This is a genomic window from Paraburkholderia suaedae, assembly GCF_040812055.1.
Taxonomy (GTDB): Bacteria; Pseudomonadota; Gammaproteobacteria; order Burkholderiales; family Burkholderiaceae; genus Paraburkholderia.
The window spans coordinates 1-17,532 of sequence record NZ_JBFOAH010000060.1; the positions used below are offsets into that span (position 1 = coordinate 1).

Sequence of the window (17,532 nt, forward strand, 5' to 3'; positions counted from 1 at the left end):
TGGAAGACCTCTTTCGCGAGATCGATACCGAGAATGTCGATTTCCATGATGAACCTCCACACGTCAGGTTGATGTCCGTCAGTGTCTCCCGAAGGGAGGCGTCGGGTCCATCTCAGTAGAACCCTTTATCGAGGGCCTCAGGCGCAAACTACAAGCCTTCAAGGGACTGGCGCTTCGTGACGAGCTGTTCCCGCGAGAGGCCTCCCGTCGCGCGACAGTTGCGATGGTTTGCCTCCTGCCGGAGCCAATAGCCATACCTGACGTGCCCCTTTCAACAGGAGGACAACTCAGTCAACAAGTGGGGGAGGCTACGCGCGGATGAAAGCCAGCAGATCGGGATTGATCACCTCCGCATTGACGGTGAGCATGCCGTGGGAATAGCCTGGATAGACCTTCAGCGTCGCGTTCTTGATGAGCTTCGCCTGGAGAAGGACGGCATCCTGGTAGGGTACAACTTGATCGTCATCTCCTTGAATCACCAAAGTCGGCACGTCGATTGCCTTCAAGTCTTCCGTTTGGTCGGTCTCCGAAAACGCTTTGATGCCGAGATAGTGAGCGTTGGGGGCACCCATCATGCCTTGGCGCCACCAATTCTGGATGACTCCCTGCGACACCTTCGCGCCCGGCCGATTGAAGCCATAGAACGGTCCCGACGCCACATCGAGAAAGAACTGTGTCCGGTTCGCGGCGAGCTGTTCACGGAATCCGTCAAACACCGAGAGAGGCGTACCTCCAGGATTCTTGTCGGTCTTCAGCATGAGCGGCGGTACGGAGCTAACCAGGATCGCCTTCGCTACTCGTCCTTTGCCGTAACGAGCCACGTAACGGGCCACCTCACCGCCGCCGGTGGAGTGACCGATATGGACGGCGTTCCTGAGGTCCAGGGCTTTGACGACCGCGGCAGCGTCCGCCGCATAGGTGTCCATGTCATGGCCACTGGAGGTCTGAGTGGAGCGGCCGTGGCCTCGGCGGTCGTGGGCAATGACCCGGTAACCGTGTTGCAGGAAAAACAGCATCTGGGCGTCCCAGTCGTCTGAACTGAGCGGCCAACCATGGTGAAATACAATTGGCTGGCCTTGGCCCCAGTCCTTGTAATAAATCTCCGTGCCGTCTTTGGTCTTTACGTAGCCGCTCATTTTTTCAGTTCCCGAAATGTGATGTTGGGTGTCGTGCCCTGCCGATACAGGAGCCGCAAGTAAAGAAGGCGCGAATGGAAACGCAATTCCCGCCACGATGGCAGCTGCGCCGGTCTGGATGGCCCGGCGACGCTTGGGATCGAATTCCTCGCTGACATCATTTCCCTCAGTCTTCGTAGGGTCGCCCATGCTTTCTTCTCCTGTTTTTAGATGTCTCGCCAAGCCCGAGGTCCCACCAACCGTAGAGTCGGAATTGACCCGTTCATAGCTCCAAGCGATGTTAGTTGGCGGGGCGAAAGAAGGCTATTACATGAATCTGTAGTCAGCCCAGATGAATCGCCCCGATAACTTTTCGCTGCGCGACGATGGCCGGCTCGGGAGCGACGCGGTGCCACCCGGAGCGCCGGGGACACCCGAAAGAGAGGCCCGGTGCGCGAATCACGGACTACCAGACGCTCCGCCCGTTGCCGTTCAGACCGCAGCGGTTCGCGGAATCGTGCGATCGAATATCGTGGCGATAAGCAAGAAGGCCCTCGATAAAGGGTTCTACTGAGATGGACCCGACGCCTCCCTTCGGGAGACACTGACGGACGTCAAGACGTTGCGATCGTGCTGCTCGTTTACGTCGCAAGTCCCGTGTCGCCTTCCGGGCACGATGGCAGGTTCGCTCTTCGAGCGCAGCGTGATTGTGAGCTGCGAGACTACCCGATGCTGGTGCGACAATTCGGCGCGGCGTTCAAGCAACAGACCATGGCTCGATCCAGCACAAACCATCCAACGTGCTTTTAGCGGGGATGTATTCGCAACCAATCCAACCATCGTACCCAGCTCGCCGCAACTCACTGAAAACAAAAGGAAAGTTAATCTCGCCAGTTCCCGGCTCATGGCGGCCGGGGACGTCCGCAATCTGGATATGTCCTGCGTAAGGAAGTGTCTCGAGGAGACATTCAACGATGTTCCCCTGTTCGCGCTGAACATGGTAAACGTCCAACATGATGGCGAGATTGTCGGGTTCGTTCAGTGACTTGATGAGTTCGATCGCCTGGCGTTGTCTGTGGAGCAGATACGCCGGACGGTCAACACTGTTCAGAGGCTCAACCAGCACTACCCGTCCATAGTCCCGCGCAATCTGACACGCCACAGCGATATTCTGCCTGTACGTATCCCACGCCTCGACGCGTGAATGCCCTTCAGGAACGATTCCAGCCATCACGTGCACCTTAGGGCAGGCGATGGCCTTCGCATAAGCCATCGCCTGCTGAACGCTTTGCTCGAATTCAGCGCGACGCAGCGGCTCCGCAGCAAGACCCCAGTCACCGTTTGCTGGATTACCAGCCGGGGAATTAATGCCGACGCACACAACGTTATGCTGATCAAGGCTGCGCTTGAATTCGGCAGCATCTATCTCATACGGAAACCACAATTCGACGGCCTGGAAACCGGCCTTCGACGCCGCCTCGATCCGATCCAGAATCGGCAGGTCCTGGAACATCGTCGATATGTTTGCAGAAAACTTTGACATATTTATCTCGTGGGCTGATAGGCATTTGCGATGTGTCCGACACCGCGCATGCCAGTTTGCAATTCAAATTTTTGCTACGACGAAACTCACTACCGCTCAAACGGCCGATACGAATCATTGCGTACTCGCGAAACCGAACCGAGCGCATTGTGCAAGATCCGAAGGACGCAAGTACACCAGGTGCTGACAGGAAGCATATTGCACAATTCGGGCCGTCATTTCCCTTCAAGGGCCAGCGCGCCTCAAGCTCGTTCTCGCTTCATTCATGCTGCCGTAGGACGTTTATCCGCGGCGAGAGTAGTGTTGTTCCGGGTTAAGTCCACGCTCCAGGCAGCTGTACGTAAATCTTTGCGACGCTTCGGTGTTACCAGCGCGCGCCGAAAGTCGTACGTAACTCGTCAATCTGACGTTCAGTTAGCGCTACGGGACGCGGCTCTGTCATCAACCAGAGACGCGCGGTTTCCTCGAGCTCTTCCAGTGTCCACGCTGCCTGCGACACGCTCGCTCCCCATACGACGGGACCGAGCCTCTCAAGCAATACGCCGCGCACCTCATTAGCGAGTTCACGCACGCGTGCAGCGACCGTCGGGTCGCCGGGACGACAATAGGGAATCAGCGGAATGTGTCCCACCTTCATTACGTAGTACGGCGTAATCGGCGGAAGAACGTTGTCCGCCTGCCAGACACCGGCGAGGGTCAACGCGACAAGATGGGTCGAGTGCGTGTGCACCACCCCGTGCATCTCGGGATTACAGTCATAGACATTCCGGTGTAGCTCGAGCGTCTTGGAAGGCTTGTCGCCGCTGACCCACTGCCCTTTGCGGTCGACCTTGGCGATCAGGGCTGGATCGAGGTGTCCCAGGCACGCATCTGTGGGCGTAATAAGCCAGCCGTCATTCAGCCGGGCGCTGATATTTCCGGCAGAACCCACCGTGTACCGGCGCTTATACAAGTCTTCACCGATTCGCGCGATTTCCTCGCGAGCCTTGCTCTCAGCCGCTGCCTCCGATGTTACAGTTGAGATCATTGGTCTAACTCCACGGATTTGTCAAACATGGCCAACGCCTTGCTGAAGAAATCAACTGTTCCGAAGTTGCCTGATTTCAGCGCGAGCGCAAGCGGGGTGCCGCCAATTGACACCGTACATGGCACCCCCGAGTCAATTTGCGCGCCAATCCGAAGTGCCTTGACTCCGAGTGCATTGACGACTGCTCCAGACGTCTCCCCACCAGCTACAACGTAGCGCCGCACGCCAAGGTCGTGCAGCCTTTGTCCAATCCTCGCGAGCGCCCGCTCAACAAGTTCACCGGACGCCTCAGTGCCGAGCTTCTCCTGGACAGCTTTGACCTCTTCGGGCGTGCTGGTCGCATAAATGAGGACCGGCTCCGTCACGATGTGCTGCTGCGCAAATTCGATCGCCTGCTCGACCACAGCTTCACCAGCTGCGACTGACAACGGAGCAATCCTGAACGCCGGTCGACCAGCGCTTTTCCAGTGGTCAACCTGCGCCTGCGTCGCACACGAGCAGCTTCCCGCTAAGACCGCGGAAAAGCCGTCAATCACCGGAAGTTCTGCAGTGTCGTTCGCGCGCGGCAGCAAGCCCGCCCGAGCGAAATTGCCCGGCAAGCCAAGTGCAAGACCAGATCCACCGGTCAAAAGAAGGTCATTCGCGCACGCAGTACCAAGGGTGTACAGATCCGCGTCCGAAATCGCGTCGGCAATGGCAAGACGAATGCCCTCCCCGTGCAATAACGTACGCGCAATCGCAACCGCTTCTGCGCCTCGCTGAACAGCGTCATAACGCAGCAGCCCAACTTTCGATGCTGTTTGACGCTGCAGCACACGGACGAGATTGGAATCGGTCATCGGTGTGAGCGGATGATTTTGCATGCCCGACTCGCTCAGCAGGCCGTCGCCGACGAAGAGATGACCTCGATATACAGTTCGTCCATTCTCAGGGAAAGCCGGACAAGCGATGGCGAAATCAGTGCCCAGCGCCTGCATCAACGCGTCCGCGACCGGGCCAATATTGCCGTCATCAGTTGAGTCGAATGTCGAGCAATACTTGAAATAAAACTGCCTGCAACCGAGCGTCTTCAGCCACTCAAGCGCTGCAAGCGATTCGGCGATCGCCTGCCCGCGCGGAGCGGTTCGCGATTTCAACGCGACGACAACTGCTTGCGCCGCCGTGTCTAATGGCGCGTCAGGTACGCCGATGGCCTGAACAGTGCGCATTCCACCGCGCACAAGCATGTTGGCGAGATCGGTCGCACCCGTAAAATCATCGGCAATGCAACCGAGCAGGACTGAAGACAAAGTCATCTTTTGATTCTGGAAGTGGATGGTCACGCGGGAACCGCAGAGTTATTCTTGATAAAGGCATGTACGACGCTGTCGAAATCGACGTCATAGACAAATCCCAGCGAGCGGGCGTACTCCGCCGAGAAGTTACCCGGCCAGGAATTCACGATGCGCTCAATTGCAGGATCACGTTCGACACGCACGCGATTCCCAACTTCGTCACCCGCGATACGACGCAACGACGCCAGCATCTGTTTGACGGAAACCGAGAGACCCGGCATGTTGATCACGCGGCCACGAGTCAGTCTGCCCTTCGCGATTTCATGACCATGCACAAGATTCTCTACGGCGCGATCCGGGGACATCAACCACAGGATCGTTTCGGGCGCAACCGGGCATACCGCGTCGACTCCATTGATGGGTTCCCGGATGATGCCACTCGCGAAACTGGACGCCGCGCGATTGGGCTTACCGGGTCGCACGACAACCGTCGGCATTCGCAGGCTGCGGCCGTCCACGTATCCACGCCGGCTGTAATCGGCAAGCAGCAAATCGGCAAGCGCCTTCTCTGTGCCATATGAGCTTTGCGGCGCCCAGACATGAGCGTCTTCGACCGTCGCCGGCAGTTCGCCACCGAACACGGCAACCGAACTCGTCATCACAAGGCGGGCCTGCGAGCCGAGAATGCGGACGCGCTCGAGAAGCGCCCGGGTGGCATCGAAGTTGATTCGCATGCCGAGTTCGAACTCCTGTTCGGCCTGGCCGGAGACAACTGCGGCGAGATGAAAGATGGAGCTTGTGTCTCCATCAACCAGCTTCTCGACCTGCGCGGGGTCGGAAATGTCGCCGGTGAGAATGCGAACGCGAGAATCGTCGATGCCTTCGAGCGGGACAACGTCAAACGCGTCGATCTGCTCAATGCGCTTCCGCTGCCCTGCGGCATCAGTCAACTCGCCGCGCACAAGCAGTGCGCGAATCAGCCGCCGGCCCAAGAAACCCGCTGCGCCGGTCACCAGAATCTTCATGTTTCATCTCCATACAATACGCGGCCGAAACGACGCCGCAAAATTTGTATGATGATCTTACATTAGAGCCGGGTGCGAGGCAAATTGGCCGGAGTCCGGACGCGTTCGTGGTCGAGGTCTAATCTTGCGAAGCGCGCTTCGCAACCTTACGTCCCTGGTTAATAAGAGGCTGCGCCACGGCGGTGCCAACACCTTCCCAGAAAGTAGCGTCGGCCTCCTGAATCCGCTTGCCGGCATTGTCGATGTGGGTAAGTGCTGCGCGTCTGGCAGCTTCTTCGTCTTGTGCGCTTATCGCGTCGAAGATCGCACGGTGCTCGCTGCGTACCTGGGTCGAAAAGTCCTCGCGGCGCGCCTCATTCGTCCGGGTCACGCGGATCGCGGCGTGAATAAACTGGCTAATGAACTCGAGCAGTGACGGATACAGCGGATTGCCGGTGGCTCGCGAAACCGCCATATGGAAAGCAAGATCCTCGTCTACACCATCCCGCTTTTCCTTTGTCGCTTTGTCGATTGCGGCCAGCGCAAGTTTTATGTCTGCCAGTTGCGCGCGCGTGCGACGTTGCGCCGCGAGCACGGCCGCCTCTGCTTCGATTCCGCGCCGCAACTCGTTCACCCGGAGCACGGCATCGATCGAATCCTTCGGATCCAAATCCAGGCGAAATGCCGTAGTTCGATTGGGCTCACGCACCACGGTCCCGCTGCCCTGCCGGATTTCAACGAGTCCATCCGACTTCAGACGCGAGATAGCCTCACGTACGACAGTGCGGCTCACACCGAAGCGCTCGCCTATCACCTGTTCTGTCGGCAACCGCGTTCCTGCCGGAAACTCGCCACCCTTGATTTTCTCCAGCAGCACAGCTGTCACCCGGTCGGCAAGCGTACCGACGTTGGCGATTTTCGGTGGGTCGAAATTTGTTGCCGATTGGGTTGAATGGGCCATAGGGTTGCAATTGGAATGAAAGGTGGTTTGGTTGACACGTTACCACTTTCTAACTATGATCGGAACGCCATACGTACTATGTATGGTTATCATACAAATAGCCGCCACAGCGTCTCTCGCATGTTGCCGTGCTGCCATCGTGAACTCGGGTGGCAGATCCAGGATCAGAACAGCGAAAGGCCGACGCGGGACTGGTCGTCAAGGAGACAGAAATAGTGCAGAGCGATTCAGTAGAGGTCTTAACACAGGTCGACACGCAGTCATTTGAAACACGAACCTACGCCAAGGTCACCTGGCGGATCGTGCCTTTCCTGATGTTCTGCTATCTGGTTGCGTATCTGGACCGCGTGAACGTGGGATTCGCGAAGCTCCAGATGTCGTCGGATCTGCATTTCTCCGAAACCGTCTATGGGCTCGGTGCCGGAATTTTCTTCATCGCTTATTTTCTGGTTGAGATTCCCAGCAACATCATCCTGCATCGGGTCGGGGCTCGGCTTTGGATGGCCCGTATCATGATCACATGGGGTCTCATCTCATCGGGTATGGCTTTCGTCACGACGCCGACTGCTTTCTACGTCATGCGCTTTTTGCTTGGTCTGGCCGAGGCGGGTTTCTATCCCGGAGTGATCCTCTATCTGTCTTACTGGTATCCGTCACATCGACGCGGCAAGATGTTTGCTGCATTCGCCGCAGCAGTGCCGCTTTCTGGTCTCGTTGGGGGTCCGTTGTCGGGCCTGGTGCTCCATTCCTTTAACGGAGCGATGAACCACGCCGGCTGGCAATGGCTGTTCTTCATTGAAGGTCTGCCCTCAATCGCGGCAGGCATCGGCGCAATCTTTCTGTTGACTGATGGCATTTCGAAAGCCAAGTGGCTGGCGGCGGACGAACGCGAATTTCTCGAACAGCAGATCCGTGCCGACTCCACGCATAAGGTTGAGCATTCACTCGGCGATATATTCAGGAACGGCCGCGTCTGGCTGCTTACAGCAATCTATTTCTGCATGATCTGTGGCTTCTATACGGTCGGTTTCTGGCTGCCTACCCTGATCTCATCGACTGGCGTAAAGGATCCGTTGCATATTGGCCTGCTCACAGCGATCCCGTATGGCGCTGCCGCTGCGACCATGCTGCTGGTCTCGCGTAGCGCCGACCGGCAGCGCGAGCGGCGTTGGCACCTCGCTTTCACCGCAGTTCTGGGCGGTGTCGGTCTTATCATGTCGGCCGCTTTCGGAAGCCAGCCTGTTCTCGCGATGATCGGTCTCACGCTTGCAGCCATGGGGGGACTTAGCACGCTGCCGTTGTTCTGGAGCCTGCCCACAGCGTTCCTTGGCGGCTCCGCCGCTGCAGCCGGTATCGCATTGATCAATTCCTGGGGTAACCTCGCGGGATTTGTCAGCCCCTATCTGATTGGCTTCATCAAGGACATGACGCATAGCACGAATCCCGGTCTGTATGCGATGGCCGGTGCACTCTTCCTGGGTTCGCTGCTGATTTTCCTGGTGCCCGCGAAGGTCGTCAATCGCTGAGCACGGCGTGTTATCGATGGTAGTTTGCGGGCTTTCCCCGACAACTGGTTGCAGGCTTTGAGAAAATCCCTTGGCGGCCTCCGAGTAGGCGAGGAGGTCGCCCCCTCACCCCTCACAGACTCGGACGAGCCCAATTAAGACATCCGGTTCTTCATCATGCAGATTCGCTCACGGTTTGGCGTAGCGATGGACAATCCGAGGCTGCGGTAACGGGAATAGTTGGAGTATCCTCGTGAAGGCAACCCATGGAATCGAGCGTTCGTACGACCTACGCGACAACCACTTACGCCAGATGCGTGCGACCTGGTACCGCAGGGTCGCCAGTCGTTCGTAGTTCCCGCTAATGCCAAAGTAGGCGTAGTGCCCCTTGAGCATCCGACACAGACGCTGGTGCTGATCGCGAAGCGGCCGGGTCCGCATACTACGGCAAACCCGATTTATCGTTGTAAGCGTACGCGCAACGCGATCCTCGGCGGTCAACTGCCGCACCAACGCCCGGCCCTTCTTCGAAGTCACCCACACGTGCGTAAATCCGAGGAAGTTGAAGGTCGTGGCCAATGGCTTCGGGCATCGGCGCTTACCGACACCTTCGCAACCCGCAGGCGCACCACGAATTCCGAACCCGCACCGGTGCCTTCGGAGAAGGCCTCGACAGTGCCGCCATGGTCCGCAACGATCTCACGGACCACCGATAATCCGAGCCCAAGACCATTGACACCCAGCGCACGACCTACGAGGCCGCGCGCATACGGCTTGAAGATCGCCGCGAGCTCGCGCGGCGTGATGCCGATGCCGTTGTCGCGCACGCTGATATGGCAGTAGCGCCCAGCGCGAGCCGCCATCACCGTGACGGCATCCGTTTCCGGGGATATTTGAGCGCGTTCACCATCGCGTTGACGAACACCTGCGTCAGCTTGCCGAAGTCGCCCTGCACCAGGAGTGACGCATCGCTTTCGGTCAGTTGAACCGGCGCCTGCTCGGGGACACCCGCTTCGGCCCCCTGAATGCAATGCACGAGCAAATTGTCGACGTTGACGTGCGCCGGATGCGCCGTCCACGTGTCCGCGGCGGGTTCCGGTGGTGCCTCGCCTTCAGGCTCCGGCGGGCTCGCACGCTGCGCATGGGCGGGCGCCATCAACTGCTGGCCAACTGACCCAGCAGGTTTGCTTGCCGCGACAGCAGCAGCGCATACCGCGTGAGCTGATCGTCGTGGCCATACTGCGTATTCAGCAAACGGGCAAGCAGGCTGAGCGGCGTAATTGCATTGCGAATCTCATGGCCGATCATCGGCCCGATAGCTGGTTGTTGACTTTCCTCGCCGGTCGGCTCGCTGACCGCGGAGACCTGCTGTCGCGCAACCGGTTCGGCCCGCCGGCCGACTTTCATGTTGGGCCGCTCCGCGGGGGTTGTGGTGCAATTTCGGCGCGTCGGTCTGTTACTCTTGAACTTTTGACGACCACGAGCCGATGACCAAGCTGAAAGATCTCGAATGGTTCTTCAACGGGGCGTCATTTCGACCGCGAAGTCATCGTCCTTTGCGTGCGTTGGTATCTGCGCTACAAGCTCAGTCTGCGTGATCTTGTGGAGATGATGGCTGAGCGCGGCCTGTCCCTCGCCCACACTACGATCCTGCGTTGGGTGCAGCGCTACACGCCGGAGTTCGTCAAACGCTGGAATCGGTTGGCTACGACAGCCGGTCAGTCGAGGCGGCTCGACGAGACCTACGTGAAGATTCGCGGCAAATGGGCCTATCTCTACCGCGCCGTTGACCGGGCGGGAAAGACGATCGATTTTCGCCTCAGCGCCAGGCGCGACGTGGCGGCAGCAAAGGCGTTCTTCGCGAAGGCAATCAGGACTCAGGGACGCGCTCCTGAGACGATCACGCTGGACGGCTACGCGGCATCTCATCGGGCGGTCCGCGAGATGAAGGCCGACGGGGCGCTACCCAGGCGAACGGAATTGCGATCCTCGAAGTACCTGAATAACCTGATTGAGCAGGATCACCGCGACATCAAAGCGCGGGCGAACGTGATGCTCGGGTTCAAGCGGTTCGGCAGCGCCGCCGTTATCCTCTCCGGCATCGAACTGATGCATCGCATTCGCAAAGGCCAGTTCGATCTCACCAGCATACACCTCAAAGACACTACTTTGCCCTCGATCTGGATGGCGGTTATTTCAGCTCGTTGAGGTATCCGAAATATGGGCGATTTTTCGGTCGCCTACCGAGATTGCACCACTACCGCGTGTCCCGACGTGCAAGGAAATCTACTTAGTCGCTATCCCCCGCGACAAGCGGCGGCCAGCATCGCTGGATTTCCGGATGGGCGTTTCACGGCCACCGTTGATGGCTTCGAAGCGAGACTGGAGCCGTTATTAAAAGATGCGGCGGACCGAGACCGATTAGCAATTCATCTGGCACTAGGCGAGACTGCGTTCCGCAACGTAGGTATCCGAAAAAGAAACAAGCTTGCCATCGCGAGTCAGGATGACTTCTTCGGGAAACTCTTGCATAAGCTCAACGCCCGCGTCGCTAAGTCTACTTAGCAATTCGGGCAATCGCGCCAGCGACGCGTCAGGAATGTCATGAAGCACGGCCACCGTCCAGTCCTGCTTGTCAACGTCTGCCAGACAGCGCTCGACCCAGCCAGCCGGGTCGTCCCAATCATGCGGTACGCTTTTCCATAGCACGCTCGTGTAATGATTCTGCAGCAGATATGACAGAGCAGCTTCACTCAACAGGTGCGGACCTAGCAGGCCGCAGTTTCCAAATGGGCGGGAAAAGCGGCCGGGATGCACATAGTCACCAAGAATTCGCTGCGTCCCGCCTATTTCGTCCTCGACATATTCCCTGTCGGTCCGCTCGCCAAAGGCGATCGTATGGGTCAGTGAGTGGTTCCCGATCAAATGGCCGGCGGCATCGATTTCATGAAGAAGCGCAGCGCCGGATGGGTCGAAAAGGTTCTGGCCCACTACCATGAAAGTTGCTTTCATCCGTCTCGCCAGGATATCGAGCACCTTTTCGGTCACTCCCGGTGTCGGTCCATTGTCGAATGTTAAGGTCAGCTTTCTCATGAAAATCAGGTCCTACGTGCTGCGTTGCTATCGCGTGCGGTCATTCGTCGGCAGAGAGCGCGCACGTACCCGCACAGATATCACCTGTACGTAACAAGCCGGGCTGTGACAGAACGTCGTCGTACCCTTTTGCGAAGGGTCGAAGGGCAATTCGAGCATAGCCAGGCTTCCACGCCACGCTAAATTTTTGTCTTCCCGCGCCACAGGTTGTTAGGTTCGCGCACCCCTGCGAGCCAGTTCTCGAGGTCGGCTTCCGCGGTCAGCGCCGACTGTTCAAGTATCTCGATGCCGTTCGGAACGATTGTGGAAATTTCCACCACCATGCCATTGGGATCGTGGGGGTAGCACGGTAACAGTAGCCGTGATCAACGATCTCTACCGGGTGGCCAGCCTCTTCAATACGTTTGCGAAAGTAATCGACGGTTTCCATTGAGTCGACTCCCAGCGAAACGTGATGCTCATACGGATCTCGGGGCATCGGCATCGGTTCGTCCCGCATACCTTCCTCAAACTGAAAGAATCCGAGCGCGCTGCCGTCTCCGACTTCGAAGAAGCAATGAACGTAGTTCGACGGCGTTTGTTTGATGACGTCGTAGGCCTCAGTCCACGTCCCCACGAGCGGCAATTGAAGAACGCCCTCGTAGAAAGCCCGGGTGGCGGTCATATCTTCAGTGCGCACGGCATGATGGTGCCAACCGCTAATCCTGTTGGACCTCAGTCGTTCCTTTCGACGCGCCAGTACAGAAGCGTCGGAATCTGCTTGCATGGTTATCTCCTATCCGGATGTACCAACCTTCAGGTGCGCGGTGCGCTGGCTCTCGCCGCACACAAGGTACCTGCTTTCATCAATGGCCGGGGTGTCATCCGCAGTCCCAACCGTCGTCACATCAAACCCTTCTGGGCATTGGGTCAGATCGATTCAAGTTCTTGCCATATCCCGGACGGCCGGGATCCGTGAATCGCCGCCGCCGGGTTGACGCGACATTCAGACCTCAGTGTTTCGCACGAAAAAGTCAGGCACGTCCGGCCCCCACAGATAGAGCGAGTTCTCGGGCGCGAAATCTCCGGCAGTCCATACCGTGCCCGCAGTCATGAAATCAATATCGGCCGAATATTCGGAGAACGAGCCCCACGGGTCCATCACGTAATGGAAATAGTTCGAACCGAGCACGTGACGGCCGACACCCCATCCCCTGGAGTACCCGGCCGCCGCCATTTGTGCCATGCCTTCACCGACCTCGTCGATGCCGCTCACGTCCCAGGCGACGTGATGCCAGCCCTTCGCGCTGCTCCCGGCAAACGCGATGAGATGATGGTCGCTGCCGTGAACGCCGTGCATAAACGCGATGATTTCACCCGAGCGGTCGGACAGCCGTAACCCGAGCGCGCGCTCGTAGAAATCGACCGCGCGCAGCGTGTCGGGCGTGAACAGCAGAACGTGACTCATGCGCCGCGGTCGGACCGCCCGCACTTCGGAGCGCGGCTGCGATCCCCGTCTGTCGGCTGCCACTTCGGGCCGCCCGAACGGAGTCCGGCTGGACGGCGTCGTCTTGGGGCCCACGCCGACATGGATCAGGTTACCGTCGGGATCGTTGAACCACAGTTCGTCGCGGGCAAAGTGGCGCTCGCCGAGTATCGCGGCAACGCCGATGTCGGTCTTGGCACCCGCGTCGCGCACCTGTCGGGCGATCGGTTCGAGGTCCCCTTCAAAGCAACTGAAATCGAAGTAAGCAAGCGATTTGCGCGCCGCGGGCAGTACCCGCCCCCAGCGAAGTCCGTCGAGCGCGCGCAGCTCGATTTCCGCCGCGTTGCCTTGACCGACATCTCGCACGTCAAGGCCAAACGCGGTAAAGAACTGCCGGGCTTCGTCGAGCGACGGTACGTTCAGCGCGAAGTGATCTATAGAATGCACTGCTGCTTGGCGCATGTCTCCATCCTTATACATGGTTGTCTGCCACGGAGATGGTCCGCGAGGAACCATCCCGGGCCTCTATGGCCCCCAGTTGGCGAGTTCAGGTAGCTTCGTCGGCGATCGGATTGCGCAGCGCCATGAACCCTTCGACCGCCACTTCGCATAGGTCGCCCGGCCTCATCAGCAGTTTCGGTTCGCGCGCCCAGCCGATACCTGACGGCGTCCCCGTCACGATTACGTCGCCCGCTTCGAGCGTGATCGCTTCGCTGATTGTGGAAATCAACGATTCGACGTCGAAGATCATTTCGTCCGTCGACGCCGACTGCACGACCACGCCGTTCAGGCAGGTTTCCAGCCGCAGCCCGCGCGCGCCCGCCGGCAGTTCGTCGGGCGTCAGCAGCTCGGGGCCGAACGCGCCGGTGCCGTCGAAATTCTTACCGACCGTCCATTGTGGTGACTTGAATTGGTACGGCGGAGCGGACTTTGGCGACGTTCCGCTGAGGGGCGGGAGGGGGTCGGTTATCGTCCCCGGTGATCGGCGCCGACTGGCACTCCCTTCACTTGAAAGGAGATTGTCATGGACGCGACTATCGTTCTCAGTGGGGCGCGTGTGCCCTGGAATAAAGGCAAGTTGACGGGGCAGAAGCCACCGCTGATCCTGAAAGAGATCTGGGCGATCCGGATCCGTCTGCAGTTGGCGGCAAGAACGCGCGATCTTGCGATGTTCAATCTGGCCATCGACAGCAAGTTGAGAGCGTGGGATCTGACCAAACTGCGAGTGCGTGATATCTGCCTTGGTCAGCGCGTTGCTTCACGGGCAACGGTCATGCAGCAGGAGACGCAACGGCCGGTTCAGTTCGAAATCACCGAGTTAACCAGAGAGAGCGCGGAAGCGTGGATCAAGTTAGCGAGACTGTCGCCTTCCGATTTTCTGTTCCCGAGTCGCATTCACAGTTCGCCGCACCTTTCGACGCATCAATACGCCCGCCTGGTGCATCGCTGGATAGGGTCGATCGGGCTTGACAATACGGCATACGGGACGCACACCATGCGGCGAACGAAAGCGTCGCTAATTTACCGCCGCACGAAAAACTTGCGAGCGGTACAGCTGCTACTCGGCCACACGAAATTGGAAAGTACAGTGCGATATCTCGGCATCGAGGTCGACGATGCGCTGGAGATGGCAGAACAGACGGAGGCTTAAGCCACCATCGGCCGGACAGTAAGGGGACACTGTCCGTTAAGGTTGAGCCATTCAGAGGAAGCTTTCGCGGGTCCGCTCCCGGCTCGACATGAGACGGTCGCTGATCACGCTTCGAGCTTGCTGTCCGCCATCCAGGGCATCGCGAATTGCGGACGAAGGGTGACCTGCTGTGTGACCTGACGTCCTGGTGCGATGACGCCGGCAAATAATGCCCGGCCCACCACGGGTGGCCGTGCTACAGAAAAGCAGAGGTCATTGGCGGGCAGGGGCGATCTCAGCAACGAGACCTGCGGCGGCATCCGTCTCAACCCAGCCGGGGGAGACACGCACGACCCGAACGCCTTTCGGACTGACTTCCTTGGACAAGGCTTTGCTGTAGTTCGACAGGGCAGCCTTGGCGGCGGCATAAGCAATCGTGGCCTCCGGCAACGGTAACTGCCGCTGGATCGACGTGACGTGGATGATGACGCCTGAGCGCTGCTCGACCATCGAGGGCAACAGCGCGCGATCGATGCGCACTGCCGGGAACAGGTTCAGGCTCAGTGCCTTGTTCCATTCGTCGTCGTCGAGCACCCTGAAGCCGAGGACATTTACGCCCGCCTCGCAAAGGTGCGCGACTACGGCTCTACCGACGCCTTTGGTCCCGCCTGTGACGAGGGCACGAAGGCCCTGAAGTTCGAGTGCCGCGCTCATCAGTGAATCTCCAGAGACACGATCTTGCCGCCGGCCAGGACAAACGTGTAGGTCAGCTCGACCGGGCTGCCGGGAAAGGCGCCCGTGAGCCTGGCGCGCATCGTCACGGCGGCGCCATCCTGGGACAAGTCCAGCGGCTCGACGGCGTACTGGTACCTGGCTTTGGTGTCTTTCTTCCAGGCCTGGATGGCTTCGAGCCCCTCGATAGTGCGACCCTCATCGCGCACAACAGCATCGGCAGCGAAGCAGTTCGGGAGAGGAGCGGTGTCGCTAGTCGTTTCCGCGTTCAGATAGGCATCCACTGGCGGCGGCAGGGTCATGTTCATCGGACTTGTCCTGAACGTCACGTTTGCATGTCCCAATGATGGCGCTATAGTTACCACATCGCAAGAACGCACTAAAAAGTAAGTAAGCCGTGCCCAACCGAAAAGCCTACACTCCCACCACCGCCGCGATTGACGTCGAAGCCGCCTTCAAGCTGCTGGAAGGACGTTGGAAGCTGGTCATCCTGTTTCACCTTTTCGGTGGTCAGGTGCGACGCTTTTCGGACCTCGAGAGGCTGATCCCCGGCATCACGCAAAAGATGCTTGCCCAGCAGCTACGCCGCCTCGAAGAGGACGGCATTGTGATGCGCACGGTGTATCACCAGGTGCCGCCGAAGGTGGACTACCGCCTGACCGATTGGGGGCAGGCGCTGTGCCCGGCACTGGATGCGATTCTGAAATGGGCGGAGCGCCGTGAAGACTTTCCATCGGCCGCGTCGAGCGGGCGTGCCTAAGGCTGACTGACCCTGTTTTTCCTGAATTCGAATTCTGTGGGTCGTCGACCAGGTGTCTGCTGCAAGTCAACGGACGGGTTTGCATCGGTTTGGGGTGCTCCCCCAACGTTTTCGGAGTCACGCCGCCGGGTCGCGGTATGGTCGATGGACCGCGTCAGCGATCCGCCACTGTCCGTGATGGCCGACGAGATAAAGGAGAGCGACGCGTTATCTGCGGTCGTCTCATGTCGCTCCCGGAGCGGACGGTGGTAAATCTCGTCCGAGCGGCTGCAACGGGGTCCGATCACGTCGGTCCCGAAACGGTGACCGTGGCAGAGCGCAGGGAAATGGGCCTCAAAGCGCAGATGCACTATTCCATTGCCAGAACCGCCGATCGCGCGGCACATGCATTGCGCACTCGCGCCAGGAACTTGTTGATGTTGAGGCAGCCCGCCGCTGTGGCGCGCTCTCCTGCCGTCGTCATTCGTCGTCTGTTTTCCGGCCAACGCGCGTCATTGCGGCCTAAGCTGCAGCTCGTTGCTCAGGGATTGCACCCCCGGCACGCCGCGCGTCACGGCAAGCGCTTTCTGAATCTGTGCCTCCGAATCCACATATCCTGACAACTGCACGACGCCTCGATACGTCGCGACGCTCATCGGCAACGATCTCAGTCCCGGATCCGCGACGAGCGCCTGCTTCACCCGGGCGGCGAGTGCAGCGTCGTCAGTGGCGATCTCCCTCGGTGCGGTCACCGGCGTCGTCGCCGTCGATTTACAGCCGTTGGTGAACACGATCGCGGACAACGCGAACGCCGCGACAATCAGCAGCCGGCATTTGATGTGTGGCGCGTCTTGCATTTCTGTTACGACAATTTAGATTCGTGCGTTAAGCAGGGACCGCGACATGAAGTCGGTTTTCCTATATAAGCGCTATATGGAGAGCTGAGCAGTGGGCCAAACGCCGGTCGGCGTCGGGTGGCGCAGCACGGATCGCGGCGTGTCACGACGCGGCCACGTCGAGCGCCGCGAACATCATCGCATATCGTGCCTTTATGAAGACCTCCAATGCTACGGCTACAGAAGCTCAAAAAGGTACGCTGCGCACTTCACAATCTCTTCGCGGTCGAAGTGTGGATAACCATGATTTACAGCGCGACGTTCTGGCCCGGTATTCAGCAAGGCCTTCTCAATTACTTCCCCGCACCACACGCTGTCGGAAAGACACACGCTCCAAGCGGCATGCTCCTCGCTGGTCCATCAAACAGGAGGATGCAAACATGCAAACTGTTATAAGGAGATTTTCCGGAACGGGTGCAAAGGAGGGCTCTGGTGCAAATAGTCGATATGGACAAGATATTTTGTTATACAAAGGATACCTGCTCAGGCAGACAGGACGGCCATCCAGACAGCGGGCGCAGCGGTATCTTTGAGGCGGGGTCTCGCGA

General features: G+C 58.9%; 18 protein-coding genes and 2 pseudogenes. 4 read left to right on the forward strand and 16 right to left on the reverse strand.

Going from position 1 to position 17,532, the window contains the following annotated elements:
- Positions 1–308: 308 nt before the first annotated feature.
- From ABQJ48_RS36490 to ABQJ48_RS36515, 6 genes are all read right to left on the reverse strand, one after another.
- The gene (locus ABQJ48_RS36490; protein ID WP_367842758.1) at positions 309–1,136 is read right to left on the reverse strand and encodes an alpha/beta fold hydrolase; all 828 of its coding nucleotides are present in this window, start codon (positions 1,134–1,136) and stop codon (positions 309–311) included.
- 736 nt (positions 1,137–1,872) lie between these two features.
- On the reverse strand, positions 1,873–2,658 hold the full coding sequence (locus tag ABQJ48_RS36495; RefSeq protein ID WP_367842743.1) for a hydroxypyruvate isomerase family protein: 786 nt from the start codon (positions 2,656–2,658) through the stop codon (positions 1,873–1,875).
- A 364-nt stretch (positions 2,659–3,022) separates the two neighbouring features.
- The gene (gene otnC / locus ABQJ48_RS36500; RefSeq protein WP_367842744.1) at positions 3,023–3,685 is read right to left on the reverse strand and encodes a 3-oxo-tetronate 4-phosphate decarboxylase; all 663 of its coding nucleotides are present in this window, start codon (positions 3,683–3,685) and stop codon (positions 3,023–3,025) included.
- Complete coding sequence (gene otnK / locus ABQJ48_RS36505; RefSeq protein ID WP_367842759.1) at positions 3,682–4,980, reverse strand: 3-oxo-tetronate kinase; 1,299 nt, start codon at positions 4,978–4,980, stop codon at positions 3,682–3,684. Before otnK ends, otnC begins: the two co-directional genes overlap by 4 nt.
- A 23-nt stretch (positions 4,981–5,003) precedes the next feature.
- The gene (gene denD, locus ABQJ48_RS36510; protein ID WP_367842745.1) at positions 5,004–5,984 is read right to left on the reverse strand and encodes a D-erythronate dehydrogenase; all 981 of its coding nucleotides are present in this window, start codon (positions 5,982–5,984) and stop codon (positions 5,004–5,006) included.
- A gap of 118 nt (positions 5,985–6,102) precedes the next feature.
- Positions 6,103–6,924, reverse strand: coding sequence for a FadR/GntR family transcriptional regulator (locus ABQJ48_RS36515; RefSeq protein WP_367842746.1), 822 nt, complete (start codon positions 6,922–6,924; stop codon positions 6,103–6,105).
- A 215-nt stretch (positions 6,925–7,139) separates the two neighbouring features.
- Here ABQJ48_RS36515 and ABQJ48_RS36520 point away from each other — a divergent pair, with 215 nt between their 5' ends.
- Positions 7,140–8,450, forward strand: coding sequence for an MFS transporter (locus ABQJ48_RS36520; RefSeq protein ID WP_367842747.1), 1,311 nt, complete (start codon positions 7,140–7,142; stop codon positions 8,448–8,450).
- A 512-nt stretch (positions 8,451–8,962) separates the two neighbouring features.
- Here ABQJ48_RS36520 and ABQJ48_RS36525 read toward each other — a convergent pair.
- Genes ABQJ48_RS36525 through ABQJ48_RS36535 form a run of 3 tightly spaced genes read right to left on the reverse strand, consistent with a single transcriptional unit; the run spans position 8,963 to position 9,836 of the window.
- Positions 8,963–9,292, reverse strand: coding sequence for an ATP-binding protein (locus ABQJ48_RS36525; protein ID WP_367842748.1), 330 nt, complete (start codon positions 9,290–9,292; stop codon positions 8,963–8,965).
- Positions 9,292–9,585 carry a hypothetical protein gene (locus ABQJ48_RS36530; RefSeq protein WP_367842749.1) on the reverse strand — a complete coding sequence of 98 codons (294 nt, stop codon included), beginning with the start codon at positions 9,583–9,585 and terminating at the stop codon, positions 9,292–9,294. The genes ABQJ48_RS36525 and ABQJ48_RS36530 overlap by 1 nt, the downstream gene beginning before the upstream one ends.
- A complete protein-coding gene (locus ABQJ48_RS36535) occupies positions 9,585–9,836 on the reverse strand; it encodes a hypothetical protein (protein WP_367842750.1) in 252 nt (83 codons plus the stop codon). The genes ABQJ48_RS36530 and ABQJ48_RS36535 overlap by 1 nt, the downstream gene beginning before the upstream one ends.
- 96 nt (positions 9,837–9,932) lie before the next feature.
- On the opposite strand from ABQJ48_RS36535, the gene ABQJ48_RS36540 reads away from it, so the two are divergent.
- On the forward strand, positions 9,933–10,637 hold the full coding sequence (locus tag ABQJ48_RS36540) for an IS6 family transposase (protein ID WP_367842760.1): 705 nt from the start codon (positions 9,933–9,935) through the stop codon (positions 10,635–10,637).
- Between the two features lie 231 nt (positions 10,638–10,868).
- On the opposite strand, the gene ABQJ48_RS36545 is transcribed toward ABQJ48_RS36540, so the two are convergent.
- The 4 genes and pseudogenes from ABQJ48_RS36545 to ABQJ48_RS36560 all read right to left on the reverse strand — a co-directional run.
- Positions 10,869–11,522 carry a polysaccharide deacetylase family protein gene (locus ABQJ48_RS36545; RefSeq protein ID WP_367842751.1) on the reverse strand — a complete coding sequence of 218 codons (654 nt, stop codon included), beginning with the start codon at positions 11,520–11,522 and terminating at the stop codon, positions 10,869–10,871.
- A 259-nt stretch (positions 11,523–11,781) separates the two neighbouring features.
- The gene (locus tag ABQJ48_RS36550) at positions 11,782–12,288 is read right to left on the reverse strand and encodes a VOC family protein (RefSeq protein ID WP_367842752.1); all 507 of its coding nucleotides are present in this window, start codon (positions 12,286–12,288) and stop codon (positions 11,782–11,784) included.
- A 219-nt stretch (positions 12,289–12,507) separates the two neighbouring features.
- Positions 12,508–13,449, reverse strand: a complete 942-nt coding sequence (locus tag ABQJ48_RS36555; protein ID WP_367842753.1) for a VOC family protein — start codon at positions 13,447–13,449, stop codon at positions 12,508–12,510.
- A gap of 85 nt (positions 13,450–13,534) precedes the next feature.
- A pseudogene (locus tag ABQJ48_RS36560) lies at positions 13,535–13,909 on the reverse strand (fumarylacetoacetate hydrolase family protein); the annotation flags it as partial.
- A gap of 102 nt (positions 13,910–14,011) precedes the next feature.
- Here ABQJ48_RS36560 and ABQJ48_RS36565 point away from each other — a divergent pair.
- A complete protein-coding gene (locus ABQJ48_RS36565) occupies positions 14,012–14,638 on the forward strand; it encodes a tyrosine-type recombinase/integrase (protein ID WP_367842754.1) in 627 nt (208 codons plus the stop codon).
- A 267-nt stretch (positions 14,639–14,905) separates the two neighbouring features.
- Here the strand turns inward: ABQJ48_RS36565 and ABQJ48_RS36570 are convergent.
- Both ABQJ48_RS36570 and ABQJ48_RS36575 read right to left on the reverse strand, forming a co-directional pair.
- A pseudogene (locus ABQJ48_RS36570) lies at positions 14,906–15,331 on the reverse strand (SDR family NAD(P)-dependent oxidoreductase); the annotation flags it as partial.
- On the reverse strand, positions 15,331–15,657 hold the full coding sequence (locus ABQJ48_RS36575; protein WP_367842755.1) for a nuclear transport factor 2 family protein: 327 nt from the start codon (positions 15,655–15,657) through the stop codon (positions 15,331–15,333). The pseudogene ABQJ48_RS36570 and the gene ABQJ48_RS36575, both read right to left, overlap by 1 nt.
- 89 nt (positions 15,658–15,746) lie before the next feature.
- On the opposite strand from ABQJ48_RS36575, the gene ABQJ48_RS36580 reads away from it, so the two are divergent.
- Entirely contained in the window at positions 15,747–16,109 is a 363-nt protein-coding gene (locus ABQJ48_RS36580; RefSeq protein ID WP_367842756.1) for a winged helix-turn-helix transcriptional regulator, read from the forward strand.
- Between the two features lie 491 nt (positions 16,110–16,600).
- On the opposite strand, the gene ABQJ48_RS36585 is transcribed toward ABQJ48_RS36580, so the two are convergent.
- Positions 16,601–16,945: a BON domain-containing protein gene (locus tag ABQJ48_RS36585; protein ID WP_367842757.1), complete on the reverse strand. Its 345-nt coding sequence runs from the start codon at positions 16,943–16,945 to the stop codon at positions 16,601–16,603.
- Positions 16,946–17,532 lie beyond the last annotated feature (587 nt).